Raw genomic sequence first — 14210 nt, forward strand, 5'->3', positions numbered from 1 at the left:
GGCCCGTACGCGGGCGGCCGGGGAGAAGGAGGGGGTGGGGTGGTGCCTCAGGAAGCGGAGTCGCCCAGGGCCAGTTGTACGAGTGCGTCGACATCCATCTCGCCGATCGCACCGTGGGCAAGGTCCCCGTCGTCCTCGGGCGTGCCGGACGCGTCGGACTCCGCCAGTGTCAGCACCGCCGTGAGCAGACCGCTCTGCTGCCACTGGGAGAACGGGATGGCGGCGAGGGTGCTGCGGAAGCGCGCTTCGTCGCTGCCGTAGGACGCGGCGGGTGTTGCGGACCCACCCGGCGCGGCTTCCGGCCCTGCGAAGAGTTCGTCGTGCAGGTGGTCGGCGAGGTGGCGCGGTGTCGGATGGTCGAAGACGAGGGTGGACGGCAGTCGCAGACCGGTCTCGGCGTTGAGCCGGTTGCGGAGTTCCACAGCGGTGAGGGAGTCGAACCCGACCTCCCGGAAGGCACGGTTGACGTCCATGGAGGAGTCGGCGGAGCGACCCAGCACGAGGGTGGCCCGCTCGCAGACCAGTTCCCGCAGGGCCCGGCGGCGTTCCGTCTCGGGCCGGCCCGCGAGGCGGGCGGTCAGGGCGGCGCGGGCGTCTCCCGTCGTCTTCTCCCCGTCGGAGTCGGTCTCGGTTCCATTGAGGCCGGGGAGGCTGGTCAGCAGGGGGCTGGGACGACGACCGGTGAACGCGGGAACGAACCGCTCCCACTCCACATCAGCCACCACCACCGCACCACCACCACCCTCCAACACACTCCCCAACCCCACCAGAGCACACCCCGGATCCATCACCCTCAACCCACGACGCCCCAACTCCACCGCACCCACATCCGACACCATCCCCCCACCCGACCACGGCCCCCACCCCACCGAAGCCCCCACCAAACCACGACCACACCGAGCCTCCACCACCGCATCAGCCCACGCATTCGCCGCCGCATACGCCCCCTGCCCCCCACTCCCCCACACACCCGCAACAGAAGAAAACACCACAAACGCATCCAGATCCCAGCCCCGCGTCAACTCATCCAGATACACCGCACCCCACCCCTTCGCACCCAACACCGCAGCCAGATGGGCGTTGTCGATCTCGTCGAAGGGCTTGTGGTCCGGGACACCGGCCACGTGGAAGACGGCGTCGACACGGTGCCGGGAGAGGAGCGCGGCGACCGATGCCCGGTCGGCCATGTCGCAGGCCTCGACACTCACGTGACGCGCCCCCAACTCCCTTAGCTCTGAAACGAGTTCGGCGGCTCCGGGAGCCTCGGGTCCTCGACGGCCGGTCAGAACCAGTTCGCTCGCGCCGTTTCGGGCGAGCCAGCGTGCCACGTGGGCGCCGAGGGCTCCCGTACCCCCGGTGACCAGAACTCGTCCGGAGGGCTTCCAGCCCTGACCGGTGGCCCGTGGCGCCGGATCCTGTCGCAGGCGCCGGGCGAAGGCACGGTCGTCGCGCAACGCGAGCTGGTCCTCCGCCGCGGAGGCCAGTGCCGCCGCGACCAGGCCGGCCACGTCCCGGTCCGGGTTCTGCTGCAGGTCGATCAGGCCACCCCAGCGGTCGGGGTGCTCCAGCGCCATCACCCGTCCGAGCCCCCAGACGGCGGCCTGCTCCGGATGCGGGGAGCCGTCGTCGTGGTGCTGTGCGACTGCTCCACGGGTGATCCACCACACAGGCTCACCGATCTCGGCGTCGCCCAGTGCCTGTGTGACGATGAGCGCCTGCGCGACGGTGTCGGGCAGGACGACCACTCCGGCGACGACCACTCCTGTGAGAGCAGTGCGGATGGCTCGGGCGAGCTCCACCCGGTCGTGCTGATCGGGGACGGGCAGGACCAGGGCGTCGGGCAGGGCTGCGGTGACCGTGTCGAGCCGCGTCGAACCTCCGGCCGGGTGCAGCACGAGCCACCGCCCGGCAGGTACGGATCCGGGAGCAGGGGACACCGCCTCCCAGGCGACGCAATACCGCCAGCCGTCGACCTCGGCCCGCACCGTCCGTTCCCGACGCCGGACGGAAAGCCCTGACAGGACGTCTTGGACGACGTCTTCACTGATGTCCAGCGCGTTCGCCAGCTCGCGCGCATCTTCCGGTTCCGTCGGCTCCCACGATGCGAAGTCCTGCGCACTGCGCTTCGTCTGTGGCCAGAACCGCTCGCGCTGGAAGGCATACGTGGGCAGATCGACTTCGGCCGTGGGACGCGTGCCGATCATGGCGGCCCAGTCGACGGGTACGCCCACCGTGAACCCGGCGGCGACACAGCTGACGACGGAGTCCACTTCGTCTCGGTCCTTGCGGAGCAGCGGTGCGAAGAGCGCGTCGTCGACGTCACCGAGCACGGTTCGCGCGAGGGCGGTGAGAGTGCCGTCCGGGCCGATCTCCAGGAAACGCGTCACCCCCTCGGCCGCCAGAGCACTCACACCATCAGCGAACCGCACCGCCTGACGGACATGACGCACCCAGTACTCCGCCGACCCCAACTCCCCCTCAGCGGCCAGGCATCCCGTCACGTTCGACACCACGGGGATGACGGGTGTTCCGTAGGTGATCCTGTCCGCGACCTCACGGAACGCGCCGAGCATCGGCTCCATCAACGGGGAGTGGAACGCGTGCGACACCCGTAGGCGGGAGGTACGCCGACCCTGCGCCTTCAGTACCTCGGCGACCGCGCTCACAGCAGCCTCGACACCAGCTATCACCACCGACCGCGGACCGTTCACCGCCGCGACCGACACCAACGCCGCATCCAGCAAAGGCAAGACCTCGTCCTCGGCGGCCTCCACCGCCACCATCGCCCCACCGGAGGGCAGCTCCTGCATCAACCGGCCACGCGCCACCACCAGAGCGCACGCATCCTCCAGCGACAACACCCCCGCCACATGCGCCGCAGCAATCTCACCGACCGAATGACCGATGACGAAGTCGGGGCGCACCCCGAACGACTCCACCAGGCGGAACAGAGCCACCTCAACCGCGAACAACGCCGGCTGCGTCCACTCCGTACGACCCAACCGCCCGGCGTCCTCGTCGAAGACGACATCCCGCAACCCGGATCCGACATGCGCGCACACCGCATCGAAAGCATCCGCGAAGACGGGGAACGCCTCATACAACTCCCGGCCCATCCCCGCACGCTGCGCACCCTGACCCGAGAACAAGAACGCCGTCCGGCCGAAGCCCGGAGCCGACCCTTCGACGACATTCGTAGCGGGCTCGCCCTGGGCCAGGCGGTCGAGACCAGCCAGAAGTCCGCCACGGTCATGGCCTCGGACAACTGCCCGGCTCTCGAAAGGCGTCCGGGTCGTGACCAGGGCGGTCGCTACGGCAGCGGGGTCGAACTCCGGGTTCGTCTGTGCATAGGCATGCAGGCGGGCGGCCTGGGAGCGCAGGGCCTCGGCGCTGCGGCCGGACAGCACCCACGGAACCACCGGAGGCACCACGGACTCCACCTGCTCGACGACGCTCTCCACCGGGCTCTCCACCGGCGCCTCTTCGAGGATGACGTGGGCGTTGGTACCACTCAGACCGAACGACGACACCCCCGCACGACGCGCACGCTCCACCGACTCCGGCCACTGACGCGCCTCCGTCAGCAACTCCACCGCACCCGACGACCAGTCGACGTGTGACGACGGCTCCCCCACATGCAATGTCGCCGGCACCACCCCATGCCGCAACGCCAGCACCATCTTGATCACACCGGCCACACCCGCGGCCGCCTGCGTATGACCCACATTCGACTTCACCGACCCCAGCCACAACGGCCGGTCGCCGGAACGGTCTTGGCCGTACGTGGCCAGCAAGGCCTGCGCCTCGATCGGATCACCCAACCGCGTCCCCGTACCGTGCGCCTCCACCACATCCACCTCGGACGCCGACACACCCGCACCCGCCAACGCAGCACGAATCACCCGCTGCTGAGCCGGACCGTTCGGCGCACTCAAACCGTTCGACGCACCGTCCTGATTGACCGCCGAACCACGCACCACCGCAAGAACCCGATGACCATGACGACGCGCATCCGACAACCGCTCCACCAGCAGCACACCCGCACCCTCACCCCACCCCGTACCATCCGCGCCCTCACCGAACGCCTTACACCGGCCATCCGCCGCCAGACCCCCCTGACGGCTGAACTCGGCAAAAGCAGCCGGCGTCGACATGACGGTGACGCCCGAGACGAGGGCCATGGGGCACTCTCCCGAGCGAAGCGACTGTGCGGCCAGATGCAACGCCACCAGCGAAGAGGAGCAGGCCGTGTCGACCGTCACCGCGGGACCCTCCAGCCCCAGGACGTACGACACCCGCCCCGACACCACACTCGCCGCGTTCCCCGTGCCGACGTAACCGCCGAAGTCACCCTCCGACACACTCAACAACGCCGGATAGTCCTGACCGTTCGTCCCCGCGAACACACCCACCCGCGAACCACGCAACGACCGCGGATCAACACCCGCCCGCTCCACCGCCTCCCAACACACCTCCAACAACAACCGCTGCTGCGGATCCATCGCCAACGCCTCACGCGGCGACACCCCGAAGAACTCCGCATCAAAACCACCGACACCGGACAAGAAGCCACCACGACGGGTGTACGTCGGTGTGTCGGGGCCGGTGCTGTCCGAAGCGGCGAGGGCGGTGAGGTTGTCCCAGCCGCGGTCCGCAGGGAAGTCGCCGATGGCGTCCTCGCCCTGCAGAAGCAGGTCCCAGAACTGTTCGGGGGTTTCGACGCCGCCCGGGAAACGGCAGCCCATGCCGATGATGGCGATGGGGTCGTCGGCGAGCGCGGCACTCTCGGAGCCATGGGGCGTGGTGGACGTGGACACGGGATCGTCGGCCCGCTCCGCAGGAGCCAGGCCGGCCAGGAGGAGATCCACGACGGCTTCGGGGGTGGGGTGGTCGAAGACCAGGGTCGCCGGCAGGGTGGTGCCGGTCGCGTGGGAGAGCGAGTTACGCAGTTCGAGGGCCGTCAGGGAATCGAGGCCCAGCTGTGTGAAGGGGGTGTCGGGGCGGATCGGGGTCTCCGGCGCGTGTCCGAGCACGGCGGCCAGGGTGGTCCGTACGAGGTCGGCGACCGCGTCACGCCGCCGGGACTCGGGCAGATGGGACAGGCCGAGCGGCGAGGCAGCGCCGACGGCCGGCCGCGCCGCGGCCTCGCGCAGGGCCGGGCGGCCGGTCAGGGACCGCAGCAGCGGCGGCAGTCGGTCGACGGCGCGGCGCAGTGCGGTGCGGTCCAGGCAGAGCGGGAGCGGGGTGCCCTCGGTGTGGGTCAGGGCACGGTCGAAGAGGACGAGGGCGTCACCGGTGGGCAGTGCGTCCACCCCGCTGCGGGCGGCACGCCTGTGCGTGGCGTCGGCGAGCCCGCGGGTCATGGCGCTGTCGGTCTCCCACAGGCCCCAGGCGATGGACACCGCCGGGTGGCCGTCGGCACGCAGGCGGGCGGCGTAGGCGTCGAGGAACGCGTTCGCGGCGACGTAGTTGCCCTGGCCGGGACTGGACAGCGTGGCGGCGGCCGAGGAGAACATGACGAACGCCGACAGACCGAGGTGGCGGGTGAGTTCGTGCAGGTTGACCGCGGCGTCGGCCTTGGGCCGCAGCACCCGGGTCAGATGCACGGGGGTGAGGGAGGTGATGACGCCGTCGTCGAGGACTCCGGCGGCATGGACCACGGCACCGATCGGATGCTCCGGCGGCAGGGCGTCGATGACGTCGGCAAGGGCCTCGCGGTCGGCGGCGTCACAGCTCACGACGGTGGTCCGGGCACCGTGGGCGGCGAGTTCGTCGACCAGCTCGGCGGCACCCGGGGTCTGCGGACCGCGCCGGGTGACGAGAAGCAGATGGCGGACGCCATGCCGGGTGACGAGATGACGGACGACGGCGGCACCCACGGCGCCCGTGCCGCCGGTGACGAGGACGGTCCGGTCCGTGGGGAAGACCACGGCAGCCGGGTGCGGTGGTGTGTCCCTCACCCGGCTGAGTGAAGGAGCGAACAACTTCCCATCGCGGAGGACGAGTTCGTCATGGCCGCGCCGTACGGCGTCCGCGAGCTGGTCGTCGGTGGGGGTGACGTCGGTGTCGAGGAGCAGGAACCGCCCGGGGTTCTCCGATGCCGCGGACTTCAGCAGTCCCCGGACCGCCGCGGCCGACAGGTCGGTCACGGTCTCACCGGTGTGTGCGGCCACCGCGCCCCGGGTGAGCACCAGGAGACGGGAGCCGGCCGCGCGCGTGTCGGTGAGCCAGTGCCGAAGCAGGGTGAGGGCACGCGCTGTGGCGTCGTGGACGCCGGGCACGAGAGCGGTCTCCGGGTCGGACTCCGGGTCGGACTCGGGCGTCTGCCAGGGGACGACGACCAGCTCGGCGTAAGGGGTGTCCGACGGGACGGTCGAGGAGGCGGTCGAGGAGGCGGCGAGGAGGCCGTCCGGGCCGGTGTGGCGGGTCGTCGACACCGGTTCGGGGAGGGAGGGGGCGTCGGCCGGGATCCAGGTGACCGTGTACAGGTCGCTGCCGCTTTTGCGCACGGTGCCGGGGAGTTGCTCGTGGTCGAACGGCAGGACGGCGACGCTTCGAGCGGTGAGTACGGGGGCGCCGGTGACGTCCAGGATGCGGAGCGCGGATTCCGTCGCCGAGCGCGGGACGACGTGCAGGCGGACGGCCGTGGCGGCGCTCGCGTGAAGGGTGAGGCCGGACCAGGACACAAGGTGCGGAACGGGTCGGCCGAGCGCGCGGAGCGTCAGGAGGGCGCCGTCCAGTAGTGCGGGGTGCACGACGAACCCGGCCGCCTCGGCCGTCTTCGTCTCGGGGAGAGCGGCCTCGGCGAACACCTCGTCGCCCAGGCGCCACACGGATGTCACGACCCGCCCGGCCTCGTCCGCCGGGACTTCGAGGGCGTCGTACAGCTCGTCCGGGTCGACGGGCGTCGCGCCGGGCGGGGGCCAGGCACCGGCCTCGTCGGTGTCCGCAGCAGCGGACTCCACGGGGCCGCCGGCCAGCGTGCCGTGAGCGTGCCGGGTCCAGGGCCGGGCATCGTCGGAGGGGTCGGCGTCCGGGTCGTAGGGGCGTGCGTACAGGGCGAAGGTCCGGCGTCGGTCGCCGTCCGCCTCTTCGGTGACGGTCTGCACCTCGGTCTCACCGGTCGCGGGGAGCCGCAGTGGCTCGTCGACGTGCAGCTCGGTGAGGTGGTGCGCTCCGAGGCTGCGTCCGGTGTGCAGGGCCAGGTCGGTGAGGACGGACGGAGCCACGATGGTGCCGCCGCCGGTGGCGAGGTCGCCGAGCCAGGGCTGTGTGCGCCCGGACAGACGACCTGTCGCCACCACGGTGCTGGAGTCGGCGACGCCGATCCCGGAGGACAGCAGCGGATGCTCCCCACGGTGTCCGAAACGGTCCGCCACCGGATCCAGCCAGTAGCGCTGCCGCTGGAACGGATAGGTCGGAAGATCGACCAACTCTTGGGAGCCGGGCAGAAGAACGTCCCAGTCGACGGTCCTGCCCGTGGTGTGCAGCGCGGCCAGCGCGGCGATCACCGCCGACGGTTCGTCGCGGTCCTTGCGCTGGGCGGGAACGAAGAGCAGGTTCGACGCGTCGGGTACGCAGTTCTGGGCGAGGGCGGTGAGGGTGCCGTCCGGGCCGATCTCCAGGAAACGCGTCACCCCCTCGGCCGCCAGAGCACTCACACCATCAGCGAACCGCACCGCCTGACGGACATGACGCACCCAGTACTCCGCCGACCCCAACTCCCCCTCAGCGGCCGCACGTCCGGTCACATTAGACACGACCGGGATGACGGGTGCTCCGTAGGTGATCCGCTCCGCCACCTCACGGAACGCGCCGAGCATCGGCTCCATCAACGGCGAATGGAACGCGTGCGAGACCCGGAGGCGGGACGTACGCCTACCCTGCGACTTCAGTACCTCGGCAACCTCGCTCACGGCGGCCTCGACACCAGCTATCACCACCGACCGCGGACCGTTGACCGCCGCGACCGACACCAACGCCGCATCCAGCAAAGGCAGGACCTCGTCCTCGGCGGCCTCCACCGCCACCATCGCCCCACCGGAGGGCAGCTCCTGCATCAGCCGGCCACGCGCCACCACCAGAGCGCACGCATCCTCCAGCGACAACACCCCCGCCACATGCGCCGCAGCAATCTCACCGACCGAATGACCGATGACAAAGTCCGCACGCACCCCGAACGACTCCACCAACCGGAACAGAGCCACCTCGACCGCGAACAACGCCGGCTGCGTCCACTCCGTACGACCCAACCGCCCGGCGTCCTCGTCGAAGACGACATCCCGCAACCCGGATCCGACATGCGCACACACCGCATCGAAAGCATCCGCGAAGACAGGGAACGCCTCATACAACTCCCGCCCCATCCCCGCACGCTGCGCACCCTGACCCGAGAACAGGAACGCCGTCCGGCCGCCCCTCCTGGCTGTGGCGGTGACGACGTCCGGGGACTTGCGGCCCTCGGCGAGGGTCCGCAGGCCTGCGGCGAGGGTGTCGCGGCCGGTGCCGACGACGACGGCACGCTGCTCGAAGAGGGAGCGTCGGTCGGCGAGGGTGCGGGCGACGGCCAGGTCGTCGGTGTGCGGGTGGCCTTCGAGGTGGGCTAGCAGGGCGGCTGCCTGGGCCTTGAGGGCGTCGGTGGTGCGGGCGGAGAGGATCCACGGGATCACCGCCGGCATCGGGCGCTCGGGGGCGGGGGCAGGGTCGCCGTCGTGCCTCTCCTCGGTCTGCGGGTCGGCGGGCGGGTCGGCGGGCGGGGCCTCTTCCAGGATGACGTGGGCGTTGGTGCCGGAGACTCCGAACGCGGACACTCCGGCGCGCCGGGGCCGGTCGGTGTGCGGCCAGGAGACCGGTTCGGTGAGGAGACGTACGTGGCCCTCGGTCCAGTCGACCTCGGTGGTGGGCGCGTCGACGTGCAGGGTGCGCGGGAGGACGCCGTGGCGCAGGGCCATGACGGTCTTGATGACGCCGCCGACGCCGGCGGCGGCCTGGGTGTGCCCGATGTTGGACTTGAGCGAGCCGAGCCACAGCGGGCGTTCGGCGGGCCGGTCCTGGCCGTAGGCGGCGAGGAGGGCCTGGGCCTCGATGGGGTCGCCGAGGGTGGTGCCGGTGCCGTGCGCCTCGACGGCGTCCACGTCCTGCGGGGAGAGCCCGGCGGAGGCAAGTGCCTGCCGGATGACGCGCTGCTGGGAGGGGCCGTTGGGGGCGGTGAGACCGCTGCTCGCGCCGTCCTGGTTGACGGCCGAGCCACGGATCACGGCGAGCACCTGGTGGCCGTTGCGGCGGGCGTCGGAGAGGCGTTCGAGCAGCAGGACGCCCGCGCCCTCGCCCCAGCCGGTCCCGTCGGTGGCGTCGGCGAAGGACTTGCAGCGCCCGTCGGGCGAGAGTCCCCGCTGACGGCTGAACTCCAGGAAGGTGACCGGAGTCGACATGAAGGCGACGCCGCCGGCCAGGGCGAGGTCGCACTCGCCCTGGCGCAGGGACTGCACGGCGAGGTGCAGGGCGACGAGGGAGGAGGAGCAGGCCGTGTCGACGGTCAGGGCCGGGCCCTCGAAGCCGAAGGTGTAGGAGATGCGGCCGGAGGCGATGCTTGCCGCGCTGCCGTTGCCGAGGTGGCCCTCGACGCCGGGGGGCGGCTCGGGGAAACGAGTGGCGTAGTCGTTGTACATGACCCCGGCGAAGACGCCGGTGGAGCTGCCCCGCAGGTCGGCGGGGCGCAGTCCGGCGCGTTCGAGGCTCTCCCAGACGATTTCGAGAAGGATGCGCTGCTGCGGGTCGGTGGCGAGAGCCTCGCGGGGTGACATGCCGAAGAAGGCGGGGTCGAAGTCGGCGGCGTCGTGGAGGAAGCCGCCTTCCCGGGTGTAGACGGTGCCGGGGTGGTCGGGGTCGGGATCGTAGAGGGCGTCGAGGTCCCAGCCTCGGTCGTCCGGGAACGTGGAGATGCCGTCGGTGCCGCTGTCGACGAGGTGCCACAGGTCCTCGGGGGTGCGCACCCCGCCGGGATAGCGGCAGCTCATGGAAACCACGGCGATCGGTTCCGTGGCCCTGCCCTCGACCTGGCGCAGCCTGGTGCGGGTGCGCTGGAGGTCGCTGGAGACTCGGGTCAGGAAGTCGTGCAGCCTGTCCTCGCTCACGGATCGGTCTCCCTTCGGCGGCGGGCACGCTGGCTCGCCGGTGGGGCACGGGGCATGGGGTCGGCCCCAGCACCGAGGGGCGCCGGGGCCGGTGAGGGGCGGGCGCACTGCCCGACGCCCCCTCGTGGGGCAGGGCAGGCCAGGCCTCACCGGTCCCGGGCCTGCCCCAGGGGCCGATTATGGGAGGGGTTCCGCCCGTTTTCGGGGTGCCGACCGAGGGCTCTAAGAGAACTTCTAGCGTTGTGGCAGGTCTTGGAGGTGGCAGGCCCTTCGAGGCTGTTCCCGCGGAGCGCCGCTCACAGGCGGCGGGTCGGGTCCAGTGCGTCGGCGCGCACGCGGGGCATCAGGCCGAGCTCGGCCGACCGGTCGAGGAGGGTGCGTACGGCGTGCAGTCCTTCCTCGCCGAGCCGGTCCGTGAACTCGTTGACGTACAGGGCGATGTGCTGGTCGACGACGGCCGGTTCCATTTCCTGCGCGTGCCGCAGGACGTAGGCGCGGGACGCGGCCGGGTCGTCCCAGGCCGCGCGGGTGGAGGCGCGGAGGGTGTCGGTGAGGCGGCTCAGCAGGGGTTCGCCGAGGGAGCGGCGGGCGACGATGGCGCCGAGGGGGATGGGCAGCCCGGTGCGCTTCTCCCACTCGTCACCCATGTCGGCCGTGCGGTGCAGGCCGTAGCGGTCATAGGTGAAGCGTGCTTCGTGGATGACGAGTCCGGCATCCACGAGGCCGTCGCGGACGGCGGGCATGATCTCGTGGAAGGGCAGGACGACGGTCTCGCCGATGCCGCCGGGCACGGCATCGGCCGCCCACAGCCGGAACAGCAGGTAGGCCGTGGAGGTGGTGCTGGGCACCGCCACGCGGGCCCCGGAGAGGGCGGCGGGTTCGCCCGGTCGGGCGGTCAGGACGAGCGGGCCGCAGCCGTGGCCGAGGGCGCCGCCGCTCGGCAGGAGCACGTAGTCGTCGAGGATGTGCGGCAGCACGCCGTAGGAGACTTTCAGGACGTCGAGTTCGCCGCGTCGGGCGAGGCCGTTGGTGACGTCGATGTCGGCGAAGGTGAGCCGCACGTCGGGGGCGTCGGGAAGCAGTCCCTCGGTCCAGGCGTGGAAGACGAACGTGTCGTTGGGGCACGGCGAGTGTGCGAGGGTCAGCGGTGTCGTCATGGGCGGGCGCTTCCTTCTTGTCGGCGGGCGGCGGCGGAAGCCCTCAGCAAACCCGTTGCGGATGTGGGGTTTTCCCCAGACTGCCCTCCGCGAGGATGGGCAGGCCCCACCGACGCGGCGTCGGTGCCCGCCGTTCCCGGCCAGGGCCCGTGGGTCCCGGATCGTTGGCCGGTTCCCCCGGGTCCGTTGTGGCCGGCCGCTTCAGCGGAGCCGTTCGTGTGGTGCGGCTCCGCTCCGTTCCGCCCGAACGTCCCCGGGCGGAACGGGCGGTCCGCTGTTCTTCCCAAGCTGATACGTCCCGGGGCGTGTCGACGAGTCGGGCCGCACCGCGTGCTCACACTCACCACGTGTGCCGCCAGGCACTGAACGAGGAGGTTCCCGGCCATGGACGCTGGGCTCAAGCGCGAGCTGGAGGAGAAGGTCTTCTCCGGTGAGCGGCTGTCCCGCGAGGACGGCATCGCGTTGTACGAGTCGGACGACCTGGCGTGGCTGGGCGGTCTGGCACATGAGGTGCGCACCCGCAAGAACGGTGACGTGGTCCACTTCAACGTCAACCGTCACCTCAACATGACGAACGTGTGCACCGCGTCCTGCGCGTACTGCTCGTTCCAGCGCAAGCCGGGCGAGCAGGACGCGTACACGATGCGCATCGAGGAGGCCGTCCGGCTGGCCAAGGCGATGGAGAACGAGCACCTCTCCGAACTGCACATCGTCAACGGTCTGCACCCGAACCTGCCGTGGCGGTACTACCCGCGTTCGCTGCGGGAGCTGAAGAAGGCGCTGCCGAACGTCGGTCTGAAGGCGTTCACGGCGACGGAGATCCACCACTTCGAGACGATCTCCGGACTGACCGCCTCGGAGATCCTGGACGAGCTGATCGACGCCGGTCTGGAGTCGCTCACCGGCGGTGGCGCCGAGATCTTCGACTGGGAGGTCCGGCAGCACATCGTGGACCACCGCACCCACTGGGAGGACTGGTCGCGGATCCATCGCCTGGCGCACGAGAAGGGTCTCAAGACCCCGTGCACCATGCTCTACGGACACATCGAGGAACGCCGGCACCGGGTGGACCACGTGCTGCGGCTGCGTGAGCTGCAGGACGAGACGGGCGGCTTCCAGGTCTTCATCCCGCTGCGTTACCAGCACGACTTCGTGGACATGAAGGACGGCAAGATCCGCAACCGGCTGCAGGCACGGACGACGATGGCGACCGGCGCCGAGGCACTGAAGACCTTCGCCGTCTCCCGGCTGCTCTTCGACAACGTCCCGCACGTCAAGGTCTTCTGGGTCATGCACGGTGTCCAGACCGCCCAGCTGGCCCTCCAGCACGGCGCGGACGACATGGACGGCTCGGTCGTCGAGTACAAGATCACCCACGACGCGGACAACTACGGCACGCCGAACAAGCTGACCCGCGAGGACCTGTTGGACCTCATCCGCGACGCCGGCTTCCGCCCGGTGGAGCGGAACACCCGGTACGAGATCATCCGGGAGTACGACCGCCCCGACCCGGCGCGCCGGGAGTCTCCGCAGCCGATGCGCGTCTGACCCCGGCAGGCCCCCGAGGCCGGGAACTCCTTCGTGCACGTCGTGCACGACTCCTTTCGTGCACGACGTGCACGACTCCCCTCGTGTACACGGTGCGCGCGCCGCCGTTCAACCGTGGTGCGCGCACCGTGTCCGCATCATGACGACCCGCCAGGCAGGTGTTTATGTCCACGCAGACGACGAACGACGAGGACCTGGAAGTCTGGATCGACCAGGGCCTGTGCACCGGTGACGGAATCTGCGCCCAGTACGCGCCCGAGGTGTTCGAGCTGGACACCGACGGGCTCGCCTACGTCAAGGACGACGAGGACGAGCTGCTCCTGGAGCCGGGTGCGACGGCCCTGATCCCCCTGGAGGTGCTCGCCGACGTGGTCGACTCGGTCAAGGAGTGCCCCGGCGAGTGCATTCACGTGCGCCGCGTCTCCGACGGGGTCGAGGTGTACGGGCCCGTGGCCGACGACTGACGCCGGCCCTCTCGGACAGGTCACCGTGGCGATCGGCTCGTCGCCCCGGTGACGTCCTCCGCTCCGCGCTCTCCTGGCCACCCCCGTCCGCCTGTGGACGGGTCAGAGCACCTCGCCCCCTGGGAAGGACACGCACGTCCCATGAGTTCCCCCACCGCCGACGACCTGTGGATCCGCAGGTTCCGGCCCTCCCCCGACGCCACTGAGCGGCTGGTGTGCTTCCCGCACGCGGGTGGCTCGGCCAGCTTCTACGTGCCGGTCGCCACCGCGCTCAGCCCCGGTGTCGATGTCGCCGCCATCCAGTACCCCGGCCGTCAGGACCGACGGCACGAACCGGGTCCCGCCTCGGTCGCCGACCTCGCCGACCAGGTCGCCTCGGCCCTGACGGGCTGGGCCGACGACCGTCCGCTGACGTTCTTCGGGCACAGCATGGGCGCGCTGGTGGCCTTCGAGGTGGCGCGCCGCCTGGAGCGCCTGGGGCGGGGCCCCGTCCGGCTGTTCGCCTCCGGACGCCGCGCTCCGTCCCGCACCCGCGACGAGCATGTGCACACCCTCGACGACGACGGGGTGATCGCCGAGCTGCGCAAGCTGGCCGGCACCGACGCCCAGGTCCTCCAGGACGAGGAACTGCTGCGCATGGTGCTGCCCGCCATCCGCAGCGACTACCGGGCCGTGGAGACCTACCGCTGCGCCGCCGGTGCGGTGGTGCGGTGCCCGGTGACCGTCCTCACCGGCGACGCCGACCCGCGCACGTCGCTGGAGGAGGCCGGCGCCTGGAGCGAGCACACCGAGGCCGGATCGGACCTGCGGGTCTTCTCCGGCGGACACTTCTTCCTCTCGGAGCGTCCCGCCGAGGTGCTCGCCGTGCTCCACGAGCACTTCGCCGCGACGGCCCGCCGGGCCTGACC

The 14210-nt window shown here is 71.0% G+C and carries 5 protein-coding genes; 3 read left to right on the forward strand and 2 right to left on the reverse strand.

Annotation, left to right across the window (positions count from 1 at the left end; genetic code table 11):
- Positions 1 to 47: 47 nt before the first annotated feature.
- Together OG858_RS06010 and OG858_RS06015 are read right to left on the reverse strand one after the other, a co-directional pair.
- Positions 48 to 10133 (reverse strand): type I polyketide synthase, encoded by a 10086-nt coding sequence (locus tag OG858_RS06010; RefSeq protein WP_328545076.1) that lies wholly within the window; start codon positions 10131 to 10133, stop codon positions 48 to 50.
- 296 nt (positions 10134 to 10429) lie between these two features.
- Entirely contained in the window at positions 10430 to 11290 is an 861-nt protein-coding gene (locus OG858_RS06015; protein WP_086750808.1) for a 1,4-dihydroxy-6-naphthoate synthase, read from the reverse strand.
- A gap of 384 nt (positions 11291 to 11674) precedes the next feature.
- Between OG858_RS06015 and mqnE the strand changes: the two genes are divergently transcribed.
- From mqnE to OG858_RS06030, 3 genes are all read left to right on the forward strand, one after another.
- Positions 11675 to 12838: an aminofutalosine synthase MqnE gene (gene mqnE / locus OG858_RS06020; protein WP_086750807.1), complete on the forward strand. Its 1164-nt coding sequence runs from the start codon at positions 11675 to 11677 to the stop codon at positions 12836 to 12838.
- A gap of 164 nt (positions 12839 to 13002) precedes the next feature.
- Positions 13003 to 13302 carry a ferredoxin gene (locus OG858_RS06025; RefSeq protein ID WP_086750806.1) on the forward strand — a complete coding sequence of 100 codons (300 nt, stop codon included), beginning with the start codon at positions 13003 to 13005 and terminating at the stop codon, positions 13300 to 13302.
- Between the two features lie 141 nt (positions 13303 to 13443).
- On the forward strand, positions 13444 to 14208 hold the full coding sequence (locus tag OG858_RS06030) for a thioesterase II family protein (protein ID WP_086750805.1): 765 nt from the start codon (positions 13444 to 13446) through the stop codon (positions 14206 to 14208).
- The last annotated feature ends 2 nt before the right edge of the window (positions 14209 to 14210 follow it).

Source organism: Streptomyces europaeiscabiei (assembly GCF_036346855.1).
Lineage (GTDB): Bacteria > Actinomycetota > Actinomycetes > Streptomycetales > Streptomycetaceae > Streptomyces > Streptomyces europaeiscabiei.